Here is a 23,914-nt window from a genome sequence, read left to right on the forward strand (position 1 = left end):
TCGCAGGGGTCGCGCGTTCAGCCAGGTCCAGGGGGTGGGGGTCGGCGGGGCGGCGCGGACCGATCGCGCCCGCGGTGGGGGCAGGGGTGGAAACGGCGCCAGTAGACAACGGCTCGACACGGGCAGCCAGTCCGCGGCGGGTCGGTCCGAAGGCGTACGCGACCATCCGCTGACCCACCGGCCGTGCCCCGGGTGACCAGAGGAGCACGGACGAGGCGTGGCCCCATCCCGGGTCGCGCCTCGTTCGGTTTCCGGCCGCGCCCGCGGCCCGGTAGCCTTCCGCCCGTGGAACTGACGCTGCAGCCGCCCGCCTTGCCGCTGGTCACAGCGGCCGGCGACGGGCCGCGGCCGGTCCGGCGATGGGTCGCCGTGCTGCTGGCCGTGCTCTCCGGGGCGGCGCTGCTGCTCGCCCTGCCACCGTACGACCTGTGGTGGCTGGCGCCGGCCGGTGTGGCCCTGCTCGCCGCCGCCACCCACCGCCGCCGCCCGCGCTCCGGTTTCGGCCTGGGCTTCCTGGCCGGCGTGGTGCTGTTCTACCCGCTGCTCGACTGGACCAGCACCCAGGCCGGCTGGCTGCCCTGGGCGCTGCTGGCCACCAGCCAGGCCGCGTTCCTCGGGCTGACCGGGCTGGCCACCGCCTGGCTGTCCCCGCTGGCCGATCGTTTCCGGGCGCTGTGGCCGTTGCTGATCGGCCTGCTCTGGACCGCTCAGGAGGCGCTGCGCGACCGCGCGCCGTTCGGCGGGTTCCCGTGGGGGCGGCTCGCGTTCAGCCAGGGTGACGCGCCCACGCTGCGGCTGGCCGCGTACGGTGGCGCCCCGCTGGTCACCTTCGCGGTGGCCACCGCCGGCGGCGCCCTGCTGGCGCTGCTCTGGCGCCGCCAGGTCACGCTCGCCGCGCTCGGCTACGTCGCCACCGCCGTCGTGGTGACCGCCGGGCCGCTGCTGCTGCCGCTGGGCGACGGCGGCGCCACCACCAAGGTCGTGGCGATCGTGCAGGGCAACGTGCCCCGCCTGGGCCTCGACTTCAACGCCCAGCGCCGGGCCGTGCTCGACAACCACGTGCGCGCCACCCAGCAGCTGGCGGCCGACGTCGCGGCCGGCCGGCAGCAGCAGCCCGACCTGGTGGTGTGGCCGGAGAACTCGAGCGACATCGACCCGCTGCGCAACCTCGACGCCGCCGAGCGGATCTCCGCGGCGGCCGACGCGATCGGCGCGCCCATCCTGGTCGGCGCCGTGCTGCGCACCGACAACCCGGCCGACATCAGGAACGCCGGCCTGCTGTGGCGCCCGCGCACCGGCCCCGACCTCGACCAGCAGTACATCAAGCGGCACCCGGTGCCGTTCGCCGAGTACATGCCGATGCGCCCGGTCGCCCGGCTGGTCACCGACAAGGTCGACCTGGTCAAGAACATGCTGGCCGGCGACCGCCCGGGGGTGGTGCGCACCGGCCCGCTGGTGCTCGGCGACGTGATCTGCTTCGAAGTCGCGTACGACGGGATCGTCCGCGACACTGTGCTGGGCGGGGCCCAGGTCCTCGCCGTGCAGACCAACAACGCCACCTTCAACGAGGCCGAGGCCCGTCAGCAACTCGCCATGGTGCGGTTGCGGGCGGTCGAGCACGGCCGCGACTCGCTGATGGTCTCCACGGTCGGAGTGTCCGCTTTCGTCGGCACGGACGGTTCCGTGCACGATTCGAGCGGCTTCAATGTCCCGGCGGTGATGGTGCGCGAGATGCGTCTCGGTGACTCGCGTACGCTAGCGACTCGCCTGGGCCACTGGCCCGAGATGGCGGCGGTCGCCCTGACCGTCGCCGCGCTGGCCGGGGTGCTCACGCTGCGACGCCGCCGGACCACCACGAGCAACGACGGCGGGGAAGAGAAGGCGGAGGCACGGTGAGCGAGGCGGAAGGGTACCCGGGAGTGGGACGGGTACTGGTGGTCATCCCGACCTACAACGAGGCGGACAACATCCGCCTGATCACCGGCCGGGTGCGCGCGGCCGTGCCGGCAGTCGACATCCTGGTTGCCGACGACAAGTCGCCGGACGGCACCGGTGCCATCGCCGACGAGCTGTCCGAGGCCGACGACCACATCTTCGTGCTGCACCGGGCCGGCAAGGAGGGCCTCGGCGCCGCGTACAAGGCCGGCTTCGCCTGGGCCAAGAACAAGGGGTACGACGCGGTCGTCGAGATGGACGCGGACGGCTCGCACGCCCCCGAGGAACTGCCCAAGCTGCTTGACGCGCTGCGCGAGACCGACGCGGTGCTGGGCACCCGCTACATCCCCGGCGGCAGCGTGCACAACTGGCCGGTGCACCGGCTGCTGCTGTCCCGCGGCGGCAACATCTACATCCGGATGGCGCTGGGCATGCCGTTCCGGGACGCGACCGGCGGTTACCGGGCATACCGGATGCCGGTGCTGGACGCGATCAACGTCGAGACGGTCGCCTCCACCGGCTACTCGTTCCAGGTCGAGCTGGCCTGGCGCACCTACCGCAACGGTTTCAAGCTGGCCGAGGTGCCGATCACGTTCACCGAGCGCGAACACGGCGTCAGCAAGATGAGCGGCAACATTTTCAAGGAACAGCTGCTCAGGGTCACCGTGTGGGGCCTGCAGGCGCGCCGCGACGAGCTGCTCAACCGGCTCGGCCGCAAACCGCGCCAGGGTTCCAGCTGGCCGTGACCGGGCGCCGGGGTGTCATGCTGGATCGAGTACGCGTGACACCCCGGAGGAACACATGCGCCGTCGAGGACTTGCCCTGCTGCCGCTGGCCGTGAGCGTGCTGGCGTTCGCCGAGATCGTGGTGTTCCTGAGCGTGCTGCACGCGCTCGGCGGCGCGTGGACCCTGGCGCTGCTCGCCGTCTCCAGCCTGGCCGGCATGGTGCTGCTGCGCCGCGAGGGCGTCCGCGGCTGGCGGGCGTTCCGCGCGGCCGCCGAGGAGGGCCGCCCGCCCGGCGGTCAGGTGACCAGTTCGCTGGTCGGTCTCGGCGGTGCGCTGCTGCTGGCGATGCCCGGCTTCATCACCGGCGTGCTCGGCCTGCTCCTGTTGCTGCCGCCCGGCCGTCAGCTGGCCCGGCACCGCCTGGAGCGCTACACCGAGAAGCAGATGGGCGCCGCGGTGGCGGGCGACCTGTTCGGCCCGCGGTTCGTCCGGGCCCGCCGTGGTGAGCCGGTGGTCGTCGTGCAGCCCGAGGAGCCCGTACGCCCGCCGGCCGCGCAGATCGAGGGCGAGGTCATCGAGGGCGAGGTCCTGCGCTAAGACGCCGAAACACCCCAGGAGACCCGTTCCCCTGGGGTGTTTCTGTTGCCGTGCTGCGGTCAGCGACCCCGGCGGGTGCGAACCTCTTGGAGCCGTTCGTTGAGGATGTCCTCCAGCTCCGAGATCGACCGCCGTTCCAGAAGCATGTCCCAGTGAGTACGGGGTGGCTTAGCCTTCTTCTGTTCTGGCTCGCTGCCGTCGACCAGACGGGCGACGCTGCCGTCGAACTTGCACTCCCAGGTGGTGGGCACCTCGGCGTCGACGGCGAACGGCACCTCGAACTGGTGACCCTTGACGCAGAGGTACTCTCGGGTCTGCCGGGGCGCCAGCTCGGTGTTGCGGTCGGACTCGTAGCTGACTGCGCCAAGACGGCTGCCGCGCAGCATGCGTTCGCCCATGATGGCAATCCCCTCGCTCGTGGTGCTGCTCTCGTTGGTGTAACGAAAGGGGCGGCCGTGGGATTCCACGGTCGCCAGGTCTTCGGCCCACCGTTGTAACGGCAGTGTTAACGGTACGAGCGTAACCGGACGCAGCCTTTACCGGTCACCACCGTTCCTCACCGAAGTGGACCTTGGTCCACTTTACGCCGGTTTACACCTTCTGCAGGTGGTGCGATGTCGGTCACTCAACCGGTATCCCGGCAAATCTTGGCCCCAAGGTGCAGCTCGCCCGCAAATTTTCGTCCATTCGTGGCGCGATCTGAGCACACTTAAGGCAATCTTCACCCGCAGTGCCCACTTCGTGATCACTGTCCCGGCGACTGCCCCGTTCACTGGGCGGACGGGACCACCACCGAGCAGACAGCGGTGAGCCGGGCTTCGAACTCGGCGGCCACCAGCGCCGGATCCGACCCGTGCCGCAGCATCACGTAGGTGACCAGGAACGCGGCCAGAATGAAGAATCCCCCCGTGGCCACCCCCCACACCGTGCCGGCGGTTACCACCTCGCGGTCCATGCGATCACTCCTCGCCACGTCGACGACCGGACAGACGCCTACCGCACCCCTCCAGGATGACGACCGCGCGCAACTCCCCAACACCACCCCAGGGGACATACGGCAAACCCCACCCGCCGGATCACCCATACCCGAGCCGACCATCACCGAAGCCAGCCCGAGTCCGCCGGGCCAGCCCGTCCCACCGGCCAGCCCGATCTCACCGAACCCCCACCGCGGCCAGCCGATCCTGCCGGGCCGCCCCACCGCGGCCAGCCCGGTCCTGCCAGCCCGGTCCCGCCAGCCCGGTCCCGCCGGGCCGCCCCACCACGCCGCCCCACCGCGGCCAGCCCGGTCCCGCCGGCCTGCCTCACCGCGCCGGCCCGCCCGGCGCCGCCATCCGCCGGACCCGACGCCGCCACCCCCTACTACCCAACCAGCGGACCGGCCTGAGCCTTCAACCTATTCATCGGGAGATTTCCGACTTGTCGGACTGGATGGGGTCGGGCTGTAGGTTGCCGGGTGTGCTGCTTGTCAGGCGGGGGTGGGAGCCTGGTCGGCGCCTCGGGTTGGCTGAGCCGGAGCCGGAGCCGGAGCCGGAGCCGGAGCCGGAGCCGGGGGCGAGGCCGGCGGCGGCGCTGGGACCGGCGGCGCTGGGACCGGGGACTGGGGAGTGGTGCGGGTGCCCAGGGCGGCCAAGGCCGAGGCCAGGTCGCTCACCTGGGTGGACAGTTGGGCTGCTCGGGCCTGGGCTGCCTCGGCTTGGGTGCGGGCGGTGTCGGCGTCGGCGCGGGCTGCCGCGAGGCGGCGTTCCAGGTCGGTGCGGTCCCGGGTGGCTCGGGCCAGGTCTTCGGTGGTGCGGTTCAAGGTGTCGCGGTCGGACTGGAGGGTGGCTCGCAAGGCGGTCAGTTCGGCGGTGGCGGCGGACTGGGCGGCTGCGGCCTCGCGGCGTACCTCGTCGGTGGTTTTGTGGGCTTCGGCGGCCTCGCGGCGTACGGCATCGAGGTTTTGCTCCGTGGTTTTGAGGTTTTCGCGAAGTTGGTCGGCTCGCTCGGCGATGGTCTGCGACTCGCGCAGGGCGGTGGCCAGGTCCCGCTCGGTGGCCTCGCGGTCGCGATTGGCCTCGGCCAGCTCGGCACGGGCGGCGGTGGCCTCGTCGCGGGCGGCATCGCGGTCGGCCTCGGCACGCTCGCGCAACGCGGTCGCGGCGGTGGCCTCACGCCGGGCCTCGTCGCGGGCGGCGGTGGCCTCGTCGGCCAGCTGCTGGGCGGCGGCTGCCTTGCGCTGGGATTCGTCGGCGTGCTGGCGGGCCTCGTCACGCTCGGCTACGGCGGCCGCGGTCAGTTGCTGAGCGGCAGCAACGGCGGAACCGGCTCGCTCGGCGTCACGGCGGGCGTCGTCACGTTCGGTGTGGGCGGCGGCGATCTGGCCTGAGGTCTCGGCGCGCACCTCGGCCAGTTGACGCTCCACACCGGCCGGTGACAGTTCGGAGTGCAGCGCCTCGGACAGCGTGCCGACCAGCGTGTCCAGGCGGTCGACCACCTCCCAGGTGCGGGCCACCTGACCGGCCAGGCCGGGCGAGGAGCGGTGCCGCATGCGCGTGTTGCGGGAGGCGCGCTGGCACTCGCCGTCGTTGTCCCGGCAGTACCGGAACGGGCGGCCGGCGGAGGCGCGCTGCTGGACGGGCCGTCCACAGTGTGCGCAGGGACGGTTCTCGGGTACGTCGCCGTTCTCGTTCATCGCGAAGAAACCCTAGATCCGCAGGTCCGGCGGGTGGCGCCACCACACCGTGACGACTTTCCGCAGTTACCCCACCATCCTAGGACGCTCTAGGCGCAGTGCGCTCGGCCACGTTGCCACGGCACGGTAAAACCAAAACGGAATCAACGGCAGCCACCAGGAGAAGCTTGTGAATGTGGTGGGGGCGCGCGCGGTCAGATTGCTGACCGCGCGGATGGCCCTGCACGCATACGGCACCAAGACGAGCGGCTGCCCCGGTCGGGTGAACTGCTCGAGGTAGGCGCCGGCACGGGCGAACTGTGGTGCCGGCTCGAGCGGCGTTCAGCATGCCTGACGCTGACGGACTTCTCGCCGGCGATGTGTGGGCGGCTGCGGTCGGTGCCGGATGCGCGGGTGGTGCGCTGTGACGCGGCCCGGTTGCCGTTAGGGGCGGCGTCGTTCGGCACGGTGGTGGCGAATCACATGCTGTATCACCTGGACGATCCGGATGCGGCGCTGGCCGAGTTCGCCCGGGTGCTGCGTCGGTGTGCCGGTCGATCTGCGGGCTGCCAAAGGAGATCGTCGAGGCGCGGATACGGGTGGATGGTGGCTTCCGGATCCGGAAGCACACGGTGTTAGTCCTGGCGTGCCGTTGACGGGGTGAGAAATTCCTTGACGGCGGGCGCTACGGCGGCGGCTTTGACCATGTGGGTCTGCCCGGGGAGGGTGCGGTAGTCCGCGTGGGGCAGGGCCTCGCTGAGAGCTTTGGCGGCGTTGCGCATGTACTGGGGGCTCTTGCCGCCGTCCATGACGAGGGCGGGGCTGCCGGCGTGTGCCCAGCGGGCGGGGTCGAGAGGCTTGCCCCGGCCGGTGTCGCCGAGGATGCGCAGGTCGTAGGGGAGGGTGTGGGCTACGGCCTTGAGCTTCTTCCACATCGGGGTCAGGGCCATGATGTGGACCATGGGGCGGGGCATGCCGACGTGGGTCATGAACTTCTTGAGGGCGCCGGTGCGGTCGTCTCGGGTGATGAGGGCTTCGGTGTCGGTGACGAAGGTGGCCTCGCGGGGTTCGCGGGTGTTGTCGACGATGAACGGGGGTTCGTAGAGGGCGATGCGGGTGACGCCGGGGAGCCGGTTGGCGGCGTCGGCGGCGAGGACGGCGCCGGAGGAGCAGCCGAACAGGTAGGCCTGGCCGCCGGCGGCGGTGAGCAGGGCGTCCAGGTCCTCGATTTCGCGGTCCGGGTGCCAGGGGAGGGTGTTGCCGCTTTCGCCGCGGCCGCGCCGGTCGTACAGGTGGACGGTGTAGGTGTCGGCGAGGGCTTCGGCGAGGTCGCGGGCGGGTCCGAAGTCGCGGTAGCACATGGCGCCGTCGACGAGGATGAGGGCGGGTCCGCTGCCGAGGGTCTCGTAGGCGATGGTGGTGCCGTCGGCTGAGGTCACAGTGGGCATGGCTGTGGCTCCTTTCAGAGCTTGTTGAGGAAGGCGTTCCAGTCGGTGTCGTCGGGTGTGACCAGCACGTGGGCGGCGATCAGGGGACCTTGGAAGCCGCGCAGGAAGCGGTAGAGGCCGCGTTCGGTGCGCAGGCCGACGGTGTGCGGGTTGCTGAAGTAGACCTCTCCGCCGATCTCGTCGAGGGCGGCGTGCAGGTTGCGCCAGGTGGCGGGCCAGTCGGTGACGGGCGGGCCGAACACGGTGACCGGGGTGGTGGCGCGGCCGGGGAAGTGGTTGAGGTATGCGACGAGGGTGGCGAAGAAGAGTTCGGTGCCGTACGTCATCGCCTCGTATTCGTCGGCCCAGTCGTCGCCGGCGAGGAAGCCGCTGGTGACGGTGCGCAGCACGGTGGCCGATCCGGTGCGGCCCTCGATGAGGAATTCGTTCGCGAGATCGTCGCTGCGGTGCACGAACTGGTGTGGCGGGTCGCTGGCGGTGATGGTGCTGACCGGCATGGCGCCGCCGCCGAAGCTGGTGCGCACGGTGTCGCCGTCGATGTCGGTGCTGCCGATGAACCAGGAGGAGATGCCGGGGCCGGTGGCGATGGCGTCCCAGACCTGTTCGGGGGTGGCGGTGACGGTGGCGTCGAGGCGGATGTCGAAGTCCTTGCCCATGGCTATTCGGTGTCCTGTTCGGGAGGGGCGAGCGAGTCGAGGGCGGGGTGGACGGCGACGATCAGGCGGTGCTTGCGGCCGGTGTCGCTGTGGTATTTGGCGAGCAGGTTCGTCACGGTGACGGTGAGTTCCTCGGCGAAGGCGGCTCGGTCGGCGGGGCTGGCGAAGCGGAGTTCGCCGTCTATCGCGTACGTGGCCAGCTTTTGTTTGGTTTTGGTGGCCCCGGTGATGAGGGAGCCGACGTCGCGGACGAGACGCGCGGCGAGGGCCAGCAGCCAGCGTGCGGAGAGCCGGTCGGGGGCGCGGCCGGGGTCGGGGGCGACGGCGGCCATGGCGGCGGGGGAGATGACGTAGGAGGCGGCGGTGGCCTGGAGGACGCGTTCGGTGACGTTGCCTTTGCGGCGTTCCTCGACGAGGTGGATGAGGCCGTGCTGCTCGAGCGTGCGCAGGTGGTAGTTGACCTTTTGCCGGGGCAGGCCGACCTTGCCGGCGAGCATGGTGGCCGAGCCGGGGCTGCTGAGTTCGGCGAGGAGGCGGCTGCGGATCGGGTCGAGGGAGACCTCGGCGGCGGCGGGGTCCTCGATGACGGCGACGTCGTGCATGCGGACGACTCTCTCACCGAAAAGAAAGTTTGTCCAGCCGAAAATCATGGTCGGCGGTAGGTTGCTGGGGTGCACCTGTTACGCCCGGGCTGGACCGCCGAGGAACTCACGCACAGCACGGCCAACGAGGTCACCGGCGGGGTCTGGCGGGTGCGGCGCGCCGGCGGCACGGTCATCCTCAAGATCGCCACGCCGCGTCGCCCGGGAGCGGCGCCGCATCTGGCGGCGCGGACCTGGACGGGGACCATCCGACGGTGGCGGCGGCCTGGCCACCCGCGCTGCGCGCCGGCCTGCGGCGTCTGTGGTTGCGGCGGGGGGAGATCCTCGCGGGGCGGGCGCCGGTGCTGGCGGTGGTGTCCGGGTGGGCGGACGAGGTCCTCAGCGGCTCGTGATCAGGGCGATCAGGCCGGTCAACGCGCTCACGAAGGTGGCCGCGGCCAGCAGGAAACCGCCCACCGCCTGCAAGCCGCGAATTACCGACTGTGCAAGGTGCGACGACGTTCCGTTGTGTGCTTCCGGTGCTCTTGTTACGGTCATGGCAGATTCTCCTGTGGGCTCTGAGCAGGGCTCCTCGGGCAGGAATCGGAAACGGCGCCCGTGGACAGACGGGTGCCGTTTCGCTTTGATGAGGTTTGCGTGAGGCAACCTCACTCACGTAACCGTACGTGCCCGACCCCACACGGAAGCAATACGTGGAGGCGGAAAGAAACTGGACTGAGTGGGGATGAATGCCGCATTCAACCCCAACGCCTTTACGCACATGGCGCATTGCTGAGGGGCACCCGCGCAGGCGCCCCTCAGCCTCAGGAGGAAACCGCTTCGCGGTGTGGCTGTGCGGCCGGGCGGCGGGCGGTGAGCAGGGCCGCGAACGCGAGGCCCAGCACCGACCACAGCACCGCCTGGGTGCCCAGTGACGCGATCCGGAAGTTCCAGAGCAGGCTCGGCGGGAAGTCGCTGCCCACCTCGTCGATTCTCGGCAGCAGCGCATAACCGATGCCGGCGACCACCAGGAACGCAGCCGCGGCGCCGGCCGCCTGACGCCACTCGACCTGCTGGGTGCGGGCGGCGACCACGGCGGCCCAGACCGCGACCAGGCCGATCACGAGCAGCGCCAGGTAGCTGATGGTGCGCTGGTTGATGGTGGCCGGGTCGCCGACCGCGGGCGGATTCGGCGGGTACTTGAGGAACGGCACGATCACGATGCCGAGCAGTGCCGCCCCGGCGAGGCCGAGGGCGGCGCGGGTGTCACTCGGGGTGCGCAGGCGCCGGCGCAGGAGGGTGTACGCGGTGGCGAGCAGGCCGCCCATCGCGGCGCCGTACAGGCCGGTGGCGAGAAACAGTCCGGCGCGTTGCCCGTCGCGGCTGACCGCGGCCTCGTCGCCGTGATGGTCGCCGCCGGCCGCGGCTTCCTCGATCGCGATCGCGGCGTCCACGTTGGGCTCGCCGACCGTGTAGGCGAACACGCCCGCCAGCAGGCCGGCGATCAGGCCCGCGAGCAGGCCTCGTAGCAGCAGCGCGCCGTATCCGGGCGCGGTCGGGCCGGCGCTCAGTGGCACGGGACGCCGAGCAGGTGCCGGCCGTCGTGCATGAGTTCGTGCAGCCACGTGCCGCTCTGCGAGACGGCGCCCTGGTCGAACGCCACCAGGTAGCTGAGCAGCAGCATGACGGCGACCACCGCGAGAGCGGTGCCGAGCAGGCGGGGGGAGACGGCAGGCGTGGCGAGCGGCTGTGCCGGGTGAGCCTTGGGCATGGCGCGAGAACCTCCTAGCGGGATGACGCGTCCCGTTCGACAGGCTGCGACGCGTGAGCGTCCTGACTCACGGGACGGATCTCCCGTTCACAGTGGCGCGACCGCACCGGACTCTCACCGGTTTCCCTCACGACGCCGCAGGTTTGGTAGCCACAACCTAGCGGCGGGCGCTGTCCGGGCACAACCGGGCGGGCCCCCTGACCGTCGCACCCCCTCGGTACCATCCACCCGAATCACTTGAACCGGGGGTGGAACACGATGCGGTGGGTGCGGGTGGCAGCCGCGGCGGTGGCGGTGTCGGCGGTGCTGCTGACGCCGGTGCCGGCCCGCGCGGCCAACGTGTGCGAGTCGCCCGAGCCGAAAAACCCGGTCACCAAGGGCGTGCCCATCGAGGATCAGATGTACGCGCCGAAGCGGCTCGCGCCCCTGGCCACCGGCGCCGGCGTCCGGGTCGCGGTGATCGACTCCGGAGTGGACGCCGACCACGCCCAGCTGGGCGACAAGGTCGACAAGGGCGCCGACTTCCTGCACAACGACAACTCCGGCCGGCAGGACTGCGTCGGCCACGGCACCGCGGTGGCCAGCCTGATCGCGGCCGGGCCGAGCCAGGACACCGGCTTCCAGGGCCTGGCTCCCGACGCCACCATCGTGCCGATCCGGATCAGCGAGCAGCAGGAGATCGACGGCGAGGCCGTCGGCGAACGCGGCACCCCGAAACAGTTCGCCGACGCGATCGACTTCGCGGTCGAACAGGCCGACGCCGACGTGATCAACCTCTCCCTCGTGATGACCACCGACAACACCGATGTGAAACGCGCCGTCCAGCGCGCCGTCGACGCCGGCGTCATCGTGGTGGCCGCCGCCGGTAACAACGCGACCGCCGAGGGCGGCAACCCGGTTCCGTTCCCGGCCTCCTACGACGGCGTGATCGGGGTGGGCGCCACCACGGCCGAGGGCACCCGGGCCACCTACTCGCAGCACGGCAAATACGTCGACATCGCCGCCGTGGGCGACAACGTCACCGTCGCCTGGCGGGGCACCGGCCACGCGGTGGTCCAGGGCACCAGCTTCGCGGCCCCGTTCGTGTCGGCCACCGTCGCCCTGATCAAACAGCGCTTCCCGGACGCCACCCCCGACGAGATCTTCCGCCGCCTGACCGCCACCGCCGACCCGGCCCCCGGCGGCGACAAGAGCGACGACTACGGATACGGCCTGCTCAATCCGTACCGGGCGCTGACGGAGTCGCTGGGCCCGGCCACCCGGGCGCCGCGCCCGCCCGCGGTGATGTCCGGCAACGATCCCGAGGCCGCGGCGCTGGCCGCCCGGCGGGCCCGCAGCGAGGAGCGGGCGATGCTGTTCGGCGCCATCGGCATGGTCGCGGCGCTGCTGCTGGGCGTGGTGGCCCTCATCATGCGCCGGGGCCGCCAGCGAGGGTGGCGCCCCGCCACGCCGGATCCACAGTGACGGAGGCGGCCTCGGCTGCATCCCCGGAAACTTCTGCGTGGATCGGGGGTCAAGGGATGGGGGACAGGCGGCGTAGGGCTGCGGTGGTGGGGTGGAAGCCGCAGGTCTGTTCGTAGAACGGGGTGAGGTGGGGTTCGTAGTCGACGTGCAGCCAGTCGCAGCCTGCCTTTCTGGCCTCCGTGGTGGCCGCCTCGACCAGGGCGGCGCCGATGCGCTGGTGCTGCCACGCGGGGTGCACTGCGGTGTCCAGCAGGAAGGCGTGGTGCCCGCCGTCCCAGGCGACCTGGACGAAACCGATCAGGTCCGGGCCGTGGAAAGCGCCTATCCAGGTCAGCGCGTGGTGTTCCAGCTGGCGGGCCCAGGGGCGTACGGTGCCCGGGGTTTTGAATGCGGTGTTGTGCAACTCGCTCAGCTGGGCGTCGTCGATCGGGAAACGGACTCTCAGCCGCACGGACATGGCGACTTCTGCCAGGTTCGGGTCACTTCGGTGCGGTGTTGCCAGAAGGCCACACGGTCGGGGCCGTCCGCTGCCACCAGGTCGGCGATCTCGCGGCAGCGGGTGACGCGGCGTGGCCGGCGTCGAGGAACAAAGCCGCACGGTCAACAGGGGCGGAGTTCCAGCAGGGCGATCCCGGGATTGGGCAGGTGCAGCACGACATCCTCGCCGGGCAGGACGGCGCGGGGCGGCTCGGCCTCGGCGAGAACGTCGGCCGCGGTGAGCTCGTCCCACTCGGCCTCCGACGGCCAATCACGGTCGGCGGGCCAGCGGGCGGCCACGTTCCCGTGTTCGGCGTCTACCCGCCACACGCGCAGGATGTGCGCGGCGGTCAGGTCAGTCTGCAGGCGCACCCGGCGGTCCAGTTCGCTCGCGCCGGCCACGCGGCCGTGGTCGAGGGTGCCGTTCCACACGAGAACGGCCTGGGTGCCGTCGGGGTGGCGGGACGCCCATGCCTGCACCAGACTACCCGCACCGTCGCCGGTCAGGGTCGCGGGCAGTTCGGTCTCGCCGAGGCGCTGCGCCAGCCACAGTGCCCAGAACTTCGGTTTCGCCAGGTTGCCGACGGTGAGCAGGCCGAAGCCGCCGTGCAGCAGCCGCGGCGGGCGGCCCAGCTCCTCGAAGTGGTCGGACGCCACCCAGGGGGCCAGTGCGTCCAGGCGGCCGGCCGCCGAGCGCATCCCGGAGAGCAGGAACGTGGCGGCGAAGACGCTGTCGTTTACCGTGCTGCCGTGGGTGGCGGTGACGCCCCACTCGGTCCACAGGATCGGTCGTCCGCCGGCCCAGGGGCGCAGGTCGAGCGGCAGGGTGCCGTAGACGTGGGTGGACAGGAAGTCGACCGGGGCGTCCACCTGGAGCTGGTCGTCGATCCAGCCGACCGCGGCCGTCGCGGGCCCGCCGACCAGCAGGGCGGGGTCGACCGCCTTGACGGCGCGGGCGGTCTCCTCGTAGAGACGCCAGTACTCGGCCGGCGTCCCGGACCAGAACACCGAGAGGTTGGCCTCGTTCCACACCTCGAATCGCCAGCTTTCCCGCAGTTCCTCCAGGCCGTAGCGGTCGGCGAGGTGCTGGGTGAACGCGCGGACCAGGTCCGCCCAGCGGGCCCAGTCCTTCGGGGGCGAGATAATTCCGCGGTACGTGAAAACGGTGCGCGACGGATCGGCGGCCAGATCGCGCGGCATGTAGCCGAATTCGACGACCGGCACCATGCCGAGCTCCCGGATGGTGTCGTAGACGCGGTCGACGGTGGTGAAGTCGTGGCCGGGCTCGCCGTTCACCTCCCGGTAGACGCCCAGGTCGTCGCAGAGGATGCCGTGCGCCCGCGCCGACCGCACGCCCAACTCGTCATGAACCCGCCTTAGTGCCTCCCGCAGCTCGTCGCCGATCACCCGGCCGCCGGTCCGGTCGGCGGAGAGGAGATGGCTGAGGTGTTCGGAACCCACCATGTCCTGCCAAACCCGATGGAGAGGTACGCCTTCCGCCGCGGCGGTGACGGAAATGTCCACGATGGGCGGGGCAGGGTCTGTGGACAAGGGTGGCGTTGTGGACAACGGGTCGAGGGCCGGCCCGGGGTGCAACGATGTCCGGGACGCGGGCAGATCCGGCGCAGCGTCAGAGGGAGACTCCGGATGAATTGGCTGAGTGGCGAAAGGAGGTGCGGGATGGTGCGGGATGGAATTTCCGGGTGATGCCGGGCCGGGCGGCCAGGCGGTGGGCGGCGACGTCGGCTCCGTCGCGGCCGGTCGGGACAGCGGGCCGATCGCCACGACGGTCTGCAAGGCGGCCACCGCATACCAGCCGCCGCGGCCCGGGGTGGTGTCGGCATACGGGCCGTGCGGGACGGCCAGCACGTCCCCGCCGCCGTGGTCGACGACGGTGAAGGGGCCGTGTTCGGTGGGGGCGCGGTGCACGGCGTAGCCGATGGCGCCGGGGACCGGATCCCACCGGAGCGTGACCTGGCCGCGGCCCCGCACCGCGGTCAGGCCGCCCGGGGCCGGCAGGTCGGCGCGCACAGGTTCGCCGGCGGCGCGGTCCTGGGCGCCACCGCCGCCCATGAGGGCGGCCCAGTCCGCTCGCGCCTGACCCTCAGCGCCGCCCGGGCTGAGCCGGCCGCCCGGGCCGCCCGGGTCACCTGGGCTGGGCTGACCGGGCTGGCTGGGCCGACCGGGCTGGCTGGGCTGCTTGTCCTCGGAGGTCACCGCCCGTCACCGCCCCGCAACTGGGGCAACGGCTGGCCGGCCGGGACGTTGAACGTCTCCTGGGCCAGCAGCGGGCGGATGGCGCGCTCGAACGCCGGGGTCACGAAGGACTTGCGGAGCACGTCGCGGCCCAGGGCGCCCATGATCATGGACTGGTCTAGGGAGAGGTAGCGTTTGGCTACCGTTCCGGAGCGGACGGCCACGGCGTCGTAGAAGCCGCCGGGGCCGTAGGCGTCGAAGTTCTTCCGGAGCCTCGCCAGGCCGTCCAGGACGGGGCGGCGCGCGTACGGCAGGGCCAGGAACATCGCGTGCGGGGTCACCACGCCGTCGCCGTAGACGGCGGGCGGACCGGGTGGGCGGCAGTCGCCGAAGCCGGCGTCGTAGCGGCCGCCCTCTACGTCGGACGGGTAGCCGTTGGTGTCCATGCCCATCGCGTCGACGCCGTAGACGGCGTAGCCGCCGAACGGGTTCGAGGCCGGGGAGAAGCCCCAGTAGCCGTAGCCGGCGTCGTTCAGGCCGTGTTCGATCTGGGCGGCCACGGTCGCGGGGTGGTTGCGGCCCCAGCTTCGGGGGCCCCACGCCGCCTCGGGGACGAACAGGTCGGGCATCAGGGCCTCGAACATGTCGCCGCCCCAGCTCGGCACGAAGCGGATGCCCCGGTAGGTGTAGGAGCCCTCGTACACCGAAACGCCCAGGTGCGTCGCCTGGAAGCCCTGCGGCCGCATCTCCTGCCAGGCGTAGTCGCAGCTGTCGGGCAGGGTGCGCATGGTGGCGAAGTACGCGGACGGCGGGATCTGGCCGGTGCCGATGCCCAGGTAGGTGGCGATGCGCGGCTCGGTCACCGTGATGTCGTAGTGGTTGCAGGTGAACCAGACGCCGTTCTGCGGGACCGAGCAGGTGTTCGGTGGCTCCGAGTCCCAGAAGCCGCCGCGGATCAGGCCGCTGGTGCCGGACGGGGTGGTCGCGGACGGGTTGTAGTAGAAGCCGAAGTTCATCGCGGCCAGGATCCGGCCGGCCTCGGGGCGCAGCTGCGGGATCGCGCCCATCACCACCCGCAGGCCGGCCGCCAGCCAGCCGTTGTCGACACTGGACAGGAACGGGGTCACCGTCGAGCCGTCGTCGGGGAACGTGGTGATCACCGAGCCGTCGCGCGGGTCGTACCAGTTGTAGAACATGCCCGACGCGTCGTGGTGGTCGAGGCGGGCCAGGGTGTCCAAGGTCTGCGAGACCCGCCGGACCAACTCGGGCCGGGACAGCAGACCGAGGTCGTGGGCCACCACCGCCGACCACATGTAGCCGCCGATGTTGGTCGGCGATGTATAGGGAGACTTGACGGATAAGTCGCCTGAAACATTGTCTGCCACCAGGCCCGTTGCCGGGGACGTCATGGCGACCAGGGAACGCCAGGTGTCGCGGGCGTAGGAGGGCCCGCCGGCAACGGCCGCACCGGCAGAGGACAAAACCAGGGTCAAGGACAGCAGGGGCACGAGCAGACGTCTCACCACGATCTCCTCACTTCAGGCCGGTCGTCGCTATCCCGCGCAGGATGTGCCGCTGCAGCACCAGGAAGACGATCAGGACGGGCAGCACCACCACGACCGCGCCCGCCAGCAGCAGGCCGAAGTAGATGCGGTTCTGCCCGATGCTGTAGAGCGCGAGCGCGACCGGAAGCGTGTACTTGTCGTCGGTGGTGGCCACGACCAGCGGCCACAGGAAGTTGTTCCACGAGCTCAGGAACGTCAGGATGCCCAGCGTGGCCAGGGCGGGGCGGCACAGCGGCAGCACCACCCGGAAGAAGATCCGCCACTCGCCGGCGCCGTCGACCCGGGCCGCCTCGATCAGGTCGTCGGGGATCGAGAGCAGGAACTGGCGCATCAGGAACACGCCGAACGGGCCGGCCAGGAAGGGCAACACCAGGCCCGCGTACGTGTTCGCCAGGCCCAGGTTGCTGACCAGCACGAACTGCGGCACGAACGTCACCATGCCGGGCACCATCAGCATGCCCAGGACGGTCAGGAACAGGGCCCGGCTGCCCGGGAAGTTCAGCTTCGCCAGGGCGTAGCCGAGCAGCGAGCAGAACAGCAGGTTGCCGGCCGTCACCAGCACCGCCACGAGCGCCGAGTTCGCGAAGTACTGCGGGAAGTCCAGCCGGGCGAACAGGTCCCGGTAGTTGTCCAGCGTGAACGTGTGCGGCCACCAGGTCGGCGGCACCGCGCGGATCTCGGCCTCCGGCTTCAGCGAGGACAGCGCCATCCAGAGGAACGGGCCCACCACCACGAGCAGGCCGGCCACCAGGATCGCGTACAGGACGAGCTGAGCGATGCGGTCACGCCTTGTCATCGCGCGCCCCCAGCAGCCGGAACTGGAGCACGGACAACGCCACGATCGCCACGAAGAGCACGTACGAGGCGGCCGCCGCGTAGCCGTAGTTGCCGAACCCGAACTGGTTGTAGATGTGGTACGACACGGACAGGGTCGACGACAGCGGCCCGCCCTGCGTCATCACCAGCGGCTCCTCGAACAGCTGGAGATAACCGATGCCGGTGATCACCGCCCCGAACAGCAGCACCGGCCGCATCAACGGCAGCGTCAAACGCCGGAACTGCTGCCACCGGCCGGCACCGTCGAGCGTGGCCGCCTCGTACAGCTCAAGGGGGATGGCCTGCAATGCAGCCAGAAATATGATCATGAGGGAACCGAAGTTGCGCCAGGTCGCCATGACCGTGATCGAGCCGAGCGAGGTGCTCGTGTCGCCCAGCCAGTTCGGGCCGTCCACGCCGACCAGGGACAGCAGGTTGTCGACCAGGCCGGCCTCCGGGTCGAGCAGGAAGCGCCACACCACCGCGATGGCCACGATGCTGGTGACCACCGGGAGGTAGAAGCCGACCCGGAACAGTGCCCGCAACCGGATCAGCCCCGAGTTCAGCGCGTTCGCCGCGGCGAGTGCCACCACGATGGTGAGCGGCACCCCGAACACCACGAAGATCAGCGTGTTGACCGCGGCCTTGCGGAACAGGGCGTCGCCGAACAGCCGGGTGTAGTTGTCCAGGCCGACGAAGTTGACCGCGAACGGGTTGCGCAGGTCGGTGGCGCGCAGGTCGGTCACGCTCATCAGCAGCGACGCCACCACCGGCAGCAGCGCGAACACCAGGAACAACACGGTGAACGGGGCCGCGAACGACCAGCCGGTGACCGCCCGCCGCCACCGGTTCACCTCAGGCCCCGGTCCCGATGGCCGTGGCCTGCTGCTGGATCGCCTTGAGCGCGGCGGCCGGGTCGGCACCGCCCACGCAGACCTTCTCCACCTCGACGTCGAACGCCGCCGCCACCTGGTCCCAGGTCGGGAACGCCGGCGGCGCCTTGGCCGACTTGAGCTGCTCGCCGAACACCTTGAGCATCGGGTCGCCGGTCAGCGCCGGGTCCTGCCACGCGGACTGCACGGCCGGCAGGTCGCTGACCGTCTGGTACCACTTCACCTGCACGTCCGGCTTGCTGAGCCAGGCCAGGAACTTCCAGGCGGCGTCGCGGTTCTTCGCGTCCTTGAAGACCGCGATGTTGCTGCCGCCGATGAACGAGGTGGACGACTTGCCGACCGGCATCGGCGCGACCGCGTACGTGCCCTCCCCGCCCTGCTCGTTGATGATGCCGACGTGCCAGGGCCCGGACATGAACGCGCCGATCTCGCCCTTGACGAAGGCCGGCTCGAGCGCGCCCTGCGCCAGGTTCGCCGGCGCCAGTTGTTCCTTGAAGAAGGACTGGTAGTAGGTCAGCGCCTCGGCCATGGCCGGGGTGTCGAACGTGTACTGCCTGCCGTCGGTGATCTCGGCGCCGTTGGACCAGCCGAACGGCAGCACCGACTGCCAGCTGCCGGTCTTGCCGGGCTGGATGTTCAGGCCCCATTTCGCGCCGGCCTTCGACTTCATCGCCGCGGCCATCGCGTGCAGGTCGGCCCACGTCTTCGGCCCGTCCGGGAAGCCGGCCTTGGCGGCCAGGTCCGTGCGGTAGAAGATGCCGCGGGTCTCGACATACCAGGGGACGCCGTACGACGTGCCGTCCACCACGGTCGTGTCCCAGGCGCCCGGGAAGTAGGTGTCCTTCGGGAACAGGTCGGCCGGGGTCGGGTCGAGCGCGCCGGTCTTGGCCAGCCCGCCCTGCATGGTGGTGCCGATCATCGACACGTCCGGGGTCTGCTTCGCCGCGATCGCACCGGTGAGCTTCTGGGTGGCCGCGTCCCACGGCACCGGCGTCACGGTGACCTTGGCGTCCGGGTTCTCCGCGGTGAACGCCTTGGCGAACTCGCCGAGCTTCTCGCCCTCGGTGCCCATCGCCCACACGGTGATCTCGCCGGTGGCCTTGCCTTCGCCGACCGCCTTGGCGGTGTCGGAGTTGCCGCCGGTGTCGCGGCCGCAGCCGCCCAGTGCCAGCGCCGCACACGCGGCGACGGCGATCATTCGCTTTCTCATGTCGCAACCTCCTCCGGGGGGTGGGAGCCGCAGCTGCGTCGCACGACCAGCTGGGTGGGCAGGATCCGCCGTTTCGCGCCGGCGCCGGGCTGGGTGATCCGCCGGTGGAGCCAGCGCGCGGCGGTCGCGCCGAGTTCACGCATGGGTTGGCGGACGGTGGTCAGCCCGGCGAACCGGGCCGCGAGCAGGTCGTCCCAGCCGGTCACGGCCAGGTCCTCGGGCACCCGGCGACCGGCCCGCTCGGCAGCCAGCAGCACACCCAGCGCGATCTCGTCGTTCGCGCAGACCACAGCGTCCGCGTCCCCGATGTCCGCGGCTTCGCCAACTTCAAGATCAAAACCAGGCAGGGGTACGAGGTGAGCGCGCGCGACGCCCGCCGCGGTCAACCCGGCCTGCACCCCCGCGTAGCGACCCGCGATGTCCGGCGCGCTGCCCGGGTCGCCGAGGAACACGAACTTCCGGTGCCCGTGCGCGACCAGATGCCCGGCCAGTTCCCGGGCGGTCCGGGTGTTCTGCGCCCGCACCGTGTCCACCCCCGGCACCGGGTCGCGGGCCAGCAGCACCAGCGGCAACCCGGTGGCCTGCAGTTCGTCGACGACGTCGTCGCCGACGGTCTGCCCCATCACGGTCAGCCCGTCGACCCGGCCGGCCAGGTCGCGCACGGCCTGCTCGGCGTCCGGCCGCCCGTTGGTCGCCAGGATCAGCACCGAACTGCCGAACCCGGCGGCCGCCGCCTCGTACCCGAGCACCACCTCGGCGTAGTACGGCCCGACCAGGTCCGGAAACACGATCCCGTTGGCCGCGTGCCGACCCTCGGCCAGCGACCGGGCCGGCCGGCTGGGCGTGAACCGCAGCTCCCGGGCGGCCGCCAGCACCCGTTCCCGGGTCGCCTGAGTGACCAGATCGGAGTCCCGCAGAGCCCGCGAGACCGTGGCGATGGAGACGCCCGCGAGCTGGGCCACCTGGTAGATGGTGGCCCTTGAAAGCGCTTTCATCGCCATCGGCGGACCGTAACCCGGCCGTCATGGCCCCGAAACTCGGCAGCCGGGCGGGTGCATCATGAGCCACTTCCGCCAAAGTGTTCATGGCCGACAGCTGAGCTGTGCTTAACAATCATCGAGAAAAACTAAATGGACCTTATGGGTGTGCTTGCCGCACTGTGAGCACATGCTTCTGACCGGCTTATTCGTTCCGATGATCACACCGTTCGACGCCAGCGGAGCCGTTGCCTTCTCCGCGCTCGAAGCGCTCGCCCGCGACACCCTCGGGGCCGGCGCCACCGGGCTGGTCGCCCTCGGCACCACCGCCGAGCCGTCCGCGCTCTCCGCCGGGGAGCGGCGCGACGTGCTCGACCTGCTCGCCGCGGTGTGCCGGGAGTGGCAGGCGCCGCTGATCGTCGGCGCGAACGACCCCGACCAGCTGCGCATCCTCGCCGACCGGCCGGCCGTGGTGGCCGCGCTCAGCCTGGTCCCGCCGTTCCTGCGCCCCGGCGAGGAGGGTGTGCTGGCGCATTTCGCCGCGCTCGCCGCCGCCAGCCCGGTGCCGCTGGTCGCGTACCACGTGCCCTATCGCACTGCCCAGCCGATGTCGGCGGCCGCGCTGCGCCGGCTGGCCGCGATCGACGGCGTGGCCGGCATCAAGCTGTCGGCGGGCGGCATCGACGCCGACGTGATCGACCTGATGGCCGACGTGCCGCCGGGCTTCGCCGTGCTTGGCGGCGACGACGTGGTGATCTCGCCGCTGCTGGCCCTCGGCGCGGCCGGTGCGGTGCTGGCCTCCGCGCACGTGTGCACCGCCGACTTCGCCGCCCTGATCGAGGCCTGGCGGGCCGGCGACGTCGCGACGGCCCGGCCGCTGGGCCATCGGCTGGCGCGGTTGTCCGCGGCCCTGTTCGCCGGGCCCAACCCCACCGTCATCAAGGGCGTGCTGGCCGCGCGGGGCCGGATACCCACCGCCGCGGTCCGGCTTCCGCTGCTGCCGGCCGGTCCGGGCGCCATCGATGCAGGACTGATGCAGATGCGGTGAAGGCGACCCCGCACGCTGCGGCCCATGAGACGACTCACCTATGTACTGCTCGCGGGGTTGACCGCCGCCACCGCCGCGACCGTGGTGGCGTTACCGGGGTCCGGCAGCGCGCAGAGCGAAGCGGCCGCACCCGTCTGGGACCTCGACCGGCAGAAACTGGCCGCCAATTCGGACGTGCCCACCTTCGGCGGCTCGTACGTGGACGACGACGGCGCCACCCACGTCTGGTCGACCCGGCCCGCGGCGAGCGGCCGGCTCGTGCACCGGGCCGACTACACGTTCGCCCAGCTGGTCGCCTGGCGGGACGCCACCCGCGCGCTGCTGGCGCTGCCCGGCGTGACCACGCTGGACATCGACGAGCGCACCAACCGGCTGGAGGTCGGCGTCGAGGACACCGGCCGGGACGGTCCCGCCGTCACCGCCGGGCTGGCCCGTCTCGGCGTGCCCCGGCCGGCGGTCAGGTTGACCCGGAACGGCCCGATCACCCGCACGCTCGGCGACGAGGCCAGGCCGCTGCGCGGCGGCCTCAAGATCCGGTTCGGCGAGAAGTTCTGCAGCCTGGGCTTCATCGCGCAGCGCGCCGGGGTGAGCGGGTTCGTGACCAACTCGCACTGCTCGACCCAGCCCGGCGTGATGGACTCCGGCAAATACTGGCAGCCCAACAAGCCGGTCGACGGCAGCAAGGTGGTCGGCTCCGAGACCGCCGACCCCGCGTACACCGCCAGCATCGCCTGCCCGCCGGGCCGCAAATGCCGCCGGAGCGACTCCAACTTCGTGGCCGGGACCGCCGGCGTGGGGCTCAGCCAGGGCCACATCGCCCGCCCGCCGCTGAACAGCACGATCTGGAACGGCACCGACACGTTCCGGATCGTCGGCATCCGGGAAACGGCGATCGGCCGCAACGTCACGAAGGTCGGCCAGACCACCGGCCGCACCGCCGGTACCGTGACCAACGCCTGTGTAGACCTGAACCCGCGCGACACCACCATTCCGACCACCCTGTTCTGCCAGAGCATGGCCACCTACAAGGCGGAGCTGGGCGACAGCGGCGCCCCGGTCTTCGAGATCCTCAACGCGGACCAGAACACCGTCGCACTGATCGGCATCCACTGGGGGATCGGCCCCAACGACGCGGTGCCGCCGCAGCAGCGCAGCTACTTCAGCCCGCTGAGCAGCGTCCAGGCGGAGCTCGGCACCCTGCGAGTCTGCTCCGACGCGACCATCTGCTGAACCACTGCCGCCCGGCGGCTCCCGCTGCGGGAGCCGCCGGGCCAACCGACACAACCGCTGCGAATTCCCCGTCCAACGCCTCTGAATAATAGAGTTGCAACTCACGGCGAATTGTGCGGGTGATCATTTTGGCAGATCATGATTGGTTCCGAAATTCCGTACGGTGGTCAATTCGGGGCGGCGCCCGATCGTAGTTGTCGCATTGGTCGGGAAAGCGACTTCGCCCCCACGCCGCGGCACTTGATCGATACGATCGCTATTTGTGCATCTCGATCTTTGTCCGTGGCGGCGTCGCGGATCCAATGAGGAGTTACTGCATGAGTGGGCGGTTGAAGTTTGAATCATTCCGCACGGAAGTCGGCACACCCCAGATTCGGCTGCTGGGGCAGATGGAAATCGTCGATGCCGTCGGCTTCAGGGTGACGCTGCAATTGCAGTGCCGCAAGGTTCTCGCGCTGTTGACTGTGGCGGCCGGGCGGCCGCTCACCACCGAGCAACTGGTGCGGCGGGTGTGGGGCGACGACGCGCCGTTGCGGGCCGCGCAGATGGTGCGGTCGCACCTTCGGGTGTTGCGGGGCGCGTTCGGGGGTGACGCGCTGTTCGACCGGATCTCGGCCGGTTACCGCATCGTGCCGGAGCGGTGCCGGGTCGACGCCTGGATGTTCCGCGCGCTGCTGGCCGAGGCGCGTCAGCGGTTGCCGGACGACGCCATGGGCGCCATCCGGGCCGCCGAGGCGGCGCTGGCTCTGTGGCGAGATACCGATGCCATGCCTGACGTGGTGGACGTCCTGGTACTCCGAGCGGAGGCGGCGTACCTGGAGGAGCTGCGGTGCCAGGCGGAGGAGACGCTGGGGCAGGCCTGGCTGTCGTCCGGCCGGGCCGACCTGGCGCTGCCGCGGCTGCGGAGCCTCGTCGAGCTGCACCCGGAGCGGGAGCGCTTCTGGTTGCAGCTGATGGTCGCCGAGGCGCTCAGCGGCCGGCTGGTGGAGGCGGCCGGCGGGACGTTCCGGCGAGCCCGTCACCACCTGGTCGAGGAGACGGGCCTTCAGTCCGCCGGTCTGGAGGCGTTGCAGCGCGCCCTGCTCGACGAGCGGGCGCCGGAGCAACTCCTGGCTCTGATCGCCCTCAGTAATAGCGCACATGCATAGCGTTACCTACGCGCGGGTGTCATGCCGCCTTACCCGGGGTGTCGAGACTTCTCGGCTAGATGGAGCCGCACGTGCTCCGCACGGGAGGAGAACGACAATGCACAAACGCTGGTCCGCAGTGGCCGCTGCGACGTTTTTCGCGTCCGCCGCCGTCGTGCTCGGCATCGCCGGTCCCGCCTCGGCGAACACGAACTTCAACGGCAGTTGCGAGTCGTCGGAGGGGTGCATCTACAAAAACACCCGCCATGTCGCGTCGCAGGGCATCTGGGACTACGAGGGCACCGACCGCGACCTCCGTGGCAACTACTTCATCAACGCCAGCGGTACCGAGGTCGACGACAACGGCACCTCTTTCCAGAACAACGGAACGAGTTGCATCGCCATGTGGGGCAACCACACCGGCACGAACAGCACGTGGGCAATCTGGGCGGCACCGGGAGGCGGCAAGTACGACGCGGCCGGCACCTCCTACAACGACCAGGTCACGTCGATGTGGTGGGAGTGCTGACGCGATCCCGCTGAG

General features: G+C 70.9%; 26 protein-coding genes and 1 riboswitch. Of the genes, 10 read left to right on the forward strand and 16 right to left on the reverse strand.

The window, feature by feature from the left end:
• Positions 1-285: 285 nt before the first annotated feature.
• From lnt to Ari01nite_RS30700, 3 genes are read left to right on the forward strand one after another with little or no spacing between them, the layout of a single operon-like run.
• Positions 286-1,896: an apolipoprotein N-acyltransferase gene (gene lnt / locus Ari01nite_RS30690; protein ID WP_438872249.1), complete on the forward strand. Its 1,611-nt coding sequence runs from the start codon at positions 286-288 to the stop codon at positions 1,894-1,896.
• On the forward strand, positions 1,893-2,681 hold the full coding sequence (locus Ari01nite_RS30695) for a polyprenol monophosphomannose synthase (RefSeq protein WP_203785710.1): 789 nt from the start codon (positions 1,893-1,895) through the stop codon (positions 2,679-2,681). Before lnt ends, Ari01nite_RS30695 begins: the two co-directional genes overlap by 4 nt.
• Positions 2,682-2,736: 55 nt before the next feature.
• Positions 2,737-3,258 carry an FxsA family protein gene (locus tag Ari01nite_RS30700; protein ID WP_203785711.1) on the forward strand — a complete coding sequence of 174 codons (522 nt, stop codon included), beginning with the start codon at positions 2,737-2,739 and terminating at the stop codon, positions 3,256-3,258.
• A gap of 59 nt (positions 3,259-3,317) precedes the next feature.
• Here Ari01nite_RS30700 and Ari01nite_RS30705 read toward each other — a convergent pair whose 3' ends face one another.
• The 3 genes from Ari01nite_RS30705 to Ari01nite_RS30715 form a co-directional block, all read right to left on the reverse strand.
• Positions 3,318-3,656 (reverse strand): RNA polymerase-binding protein RbpA, encoded by a 339-nt coding sequence (locus Ari01nite_RS30705; protein WP_020517072.1) that lies wholly within the window; start codon positions 3,654-3,656, stop codon positions 3,318-3,320.
• A gap of 371 nt (positions 3,657-4,027) precedes the next feature.
• Positions 4,028-4,213: a hypothetical protein gene (locus Ari01nite_RS30710; protein ID WP_203785712.1), complete on the reverse strand. Its 186-nt coding sequence runs from the start codon at positions 4,211-4,213 to the stop codon at positions 4,028-4,030.
• A 513-nt stretch (positions 4,214-4,726) separates the two neighbouring features.
• On the reverse strand, positions 4,727-5,932 hold the full coding sequence (locus Ari01nite_RS30715) for a coiled-coil domain-containing protein (protein ID WP_239163173.1): 1,206 nt from the start codon (positions 5,930-5,932) through the stop codon (positions 4,727-4,729).
• 297 nt (positions 5,933-6,229) lie between these two features.
• Here Ari01nite_RS30715 and Ari01nite_RS30720 point away from each other — a divergent pair, with 297 nt between their 5' ends.
• The gene (locus Ari01nite_RS30720; protein WP_239163194.1) at positions 6,230-6,550 is read left to right on the forward strand and encodes a class I SAM-dependent methyltransferase; all 321 of its coding nucleotides are present in this window, start codon (positions 6,230-6,232) and stop codon (positions 6,548-6,550) included.
• Here the strand turns inward: Ari01nite_RS30720 and Ari01nite_RS30725 are convergent.
• Genes Ari01nite_RS30725 through Ari01nite_RS30735 form a run of 3 tightly spaced genes read right to left on the reverse strand, consistent with a single transcriptional unit; the run spans position 6,547 to position 8,617 of the window.
• On the reverse strand, positions 6,547-7,359 hold the full coding sequence (locus Ari01nite_RS30725) for an alpha/beta fold hydrolase (RefSeq protein ID WP_203785713.1): 813 nt from the start codon (positions 7,357-7,359) through the stop codon (positions 6,547-6,549). The two genes, Ari01nite_RS30720 and Ari01nite_RS30725, sit on opposite strands and share 4 nt — an antisense overlap.
• A gap of 14 nt (positions 7,360-7,373) precedes the next feature.
• Entirely contained in the window at positions 7,374-8,015 is a 642-nt protein-coding gene (locus tag Ari01nite_RS30730; RefSeq protein WP_203785714.1) for an SRPBCC family protein, read from the reverse strand.
• Positions 8,016-8,017: 2 nt separating this feature from the next.
• Complete coding sequence (locus tag Ari01nite_RS30735) at positions 8,018-8,617, reverse strand: ArsR/SmtB family transcription factor (RefSeq protein WP_203785715.1); 600 nt, start codon at positions 8,615-8,617, stop codon at positions 8,018-8,020.
• Positions 8,618-8,871: 254 nt separating this feature from the next.
• On the opposite strand from Ari01nite_RS30735, the gene Ari01nite_RS30740 reads away from it, so the two are divergent.
• Positions 8,872-9,009 carry a hypothetical protein gene (locus Ari01nite_RS30740; protein WP_203785716.1) on the forward strand — a complete coding sequence of 46 codons (138 nt, stop codon included), beginning with the start codon at positions 8,872-8,874 and terminating at the stop codon, positions 9,007-9,009.
• Here Ari01nite_RS30740 and Ari01nite_RS30745 read toward each other — a convergent pair.
• From Ari01nite_RS30745 to Ari01nite_RS30755, 3 genes are all read right to left on the reverse strand, one after another.
• Positions 8,996-9,154 (reverse strand): hypothetical protein, encoded by a 159-nt coding sequence (locus Ari01nite_RS30745; protein WP_203785717.1) that lies wholly within the window; start codon positions 9,152-9,154, stop codon positions 8,996-8,998. The two genes, Ari01nite_RS30740 and Ari01nite_RS30745, sit on opposite strands and share 14 nt — an antisense overlap.
• Before the next feature lie 266 nt (positions 9,155-9,420).
• A complete protein-coding gene (locus Ari01nite_RS30750) occupies positions 9,421-10,173 on the reverse strand; it encodes a CbtA family protein (protein ID WP_203785718.1) in 753 nt (250 codons plus the stop codon).
• Positions 10,164-10,367: a CbtB domain-containing protein gene (locus tag Ari01nite_RS30755; protein WP_203785719.1), complete on the reverse strand. Its 204-nt coding sequence runs from the start codon at positions 10,365-10,367 to the stop codon at positions 10,164-10,166. Before Ari01nite_RS30755 ends, Ari01nite_RS30750 begins: the two co-directional genes overlap by 10 nt.
• A gap of 7 nt (positions 10,368-10,374) precedes the next feature.
• Positions 10,375-10,521, reverse strand: a riboswitch (adenosylcobalamin (AdoCbl) riboswitch).
• Positions 10,522-10,634: 113 nt separating this feature from the next.
• Here Ari01nite_RS30755 and mycP point away from each other — a divergent pair.
• A complete protein-coding gene (mycP, locus tag Ari01nite_RS30760) occupies positions 10,635-11,831 on the forward strand; it encodes a type VII secretion-associated serine protease mycosin (RefSeq protein ID WP_438872250.1) in 1,197 nt (398 codons plus the stop codon).
• A 49-nt stretch (positions 11,832-11,880) separates the two neighbouring features.
• Here the strand turns inward: mycP and Ari01nite_RS30765 are convergent, their stop codons facing one another.
• The 7 genes from Ari01nite_RS30765 to Ari01nite_RS30795 form a co-directional block, all read right to left on the reverse strand.
• Positions 11,881-12,288 (reverse strand): GNAT family N-acetyltransferase, encoded by a 408-nt coding sequence (locus Ari01nite_RS30765; RefSeq protein WP_203785721.1) that lies wholly within the window; start codon positions 12,286-12,288, stop codon positions 11,881-11,883.
• A 143-nt stretch (positions 12,289-12,431) separates the two neighbouring features.
• Entirely contained in the window at positions 12,432-14,525 is a 2,094-nt protein-coding gene (locus tag Ari01nite_RS30770) for a GH39 family glycosyl hydrolase (RefSeq protein WP_239163174.1), read from the reverse strand.
• A complete protein-coding gene (locus tag Ari01nite_RS30775) occupies positions 14,522-16,027 on the reverse strand; it encodes a glucoamylase family protein (protein ID WP_239163175.1) in 1,506 nt (501 codons plus the stop codon). The genes Ari01nite_RS30770 and Ari01nite_RS30775 overlap by 4 nt, the downstream gene beginning before the upstream one ends.
• A 10-nt stretch (positions 16,028-16,037) precedes the next feature.
• Positions 16,038-16,865, reverse strand: a complete 828-nt coding sequence (locus Ari01nite_RS30780; protein ID WP_203785722.1) for a carbohydrate ABC transporter permease — start codon at positions 16,863-16,865, stop codon at positions 16,038-16,040.
• A complete protein-coding gene (locus Ari01nite_RS30785; protein WP_203785723.1) occupies positions 16,852-17,739 on the reverse strand; it encodes a carbohydrate ABC transporter permease in 888 nt (295 codons plus the stop codon). The genes Ari01nite_RS30780 and Ari01nite_RS30785 overlap by 14 nt, the downstream gene beginning before the upstream one ends.
• Position 17,740: 1 nt before the next feature.
• Complete coding sequence (locus Ari01nite_RS30790) at positions 17,741-18,988, reverse strand: extracellular solute-binding protein (RefSeq protein ID WP_203785724.1); 1,248 nt, start codon at positions 18,986-18,988, stop codon at positions 17,741-17,743.
• Positions 18,985-19,989 carry a LacI family DNA-binding transcriptional regulator gene (locus tag Ari01nite_RS30795; RefSeq protein WP_203785725.1) on the reverse strand — a complete coding sequence of 335 codons (1,005 nt, stop codon included), beginning with the start codon at positions 19,987-19,989 and terminating at the stop codon, positions 18,985-18,987. The genes Ari01nite_RS30790 and Ari01nite_RS30795 overlap by 4 nt, the downstream gene beginning before the upstream one ends.
• A 166-nt stretch (positions 19,990-20,155) precedes the next feature.
• Here Ari01nite_RS30795 and Ari01nite_RS30800 point away from each other — a divergent pair, with 166 nt between their 5' ends.
• The 4 genes from Ari01nite_RS30800 to Ari01nite_RS30815 all read left to right on the forward strand — a co-directional run bounded on the left by Ari01nite_RS30800 (position 20,156) and on the right by Ari01nite_RS30815 (position 23,899).
• Entirely contained in the window at positions 20,156-21,013 is an 858-nt protein-coding gene (locus Ari01nite_RS30800; protein ID WP_203785726.1) for a dihydrodipicolinate synthase family protein, read from the forward strand.
• Between the two features lie 24 nt (positions 21,014-21,037).
• Complete coding sequence (locus Ari01nite_RS30805; RefSeq protein WP_203785727.1) at positions 21,038-22,243, forward strand: chymotrypsin family serine protease; 1,206 nt, start codon at positions 21,038-21,040, stop codon at positions 22,241-22,243.
• Between the two features lie 389 nt (positions 22,244-22,632).
• Positions 22,633-23,391 carry an AfsR/SARP family transcriptional regulator gene (locus tag Ari01nite_RS30810; protein WP_203785728.1) on the forward strand — a complete coding sequence of 253 codons (759 nt, stop codon included), beginning with the start codon at positions 22,633-22,635 and terminating at the stop codon, positions 23,389-23,391.
• A gap of 97 nt (positions 23,392-23,488) precedes the next feature.
• Positions 23,489-23,899, forward strand: a complete 411-nt coding sequence (locus Ari01nite_RS30815) for a hypothetical protein (RefSeq protein WP_203785729.1) — start codon at positions 23,489-23,491, stop codon at positions 23,897-23,899.
• The last annotated feature ends 15 nt before the right edge of the window (positions 23,900-23,914 follow it).

It is taken from the genome of Paractinoplanes rishiriensis, assembly GCF_016862375.1.
Lineage (GTDB): Bacteria > Actinomycetota > Actinomycetes > Mycobacteriales > Micromonosporaceae > Actinoplanes > Actinoplanes rishiriensis.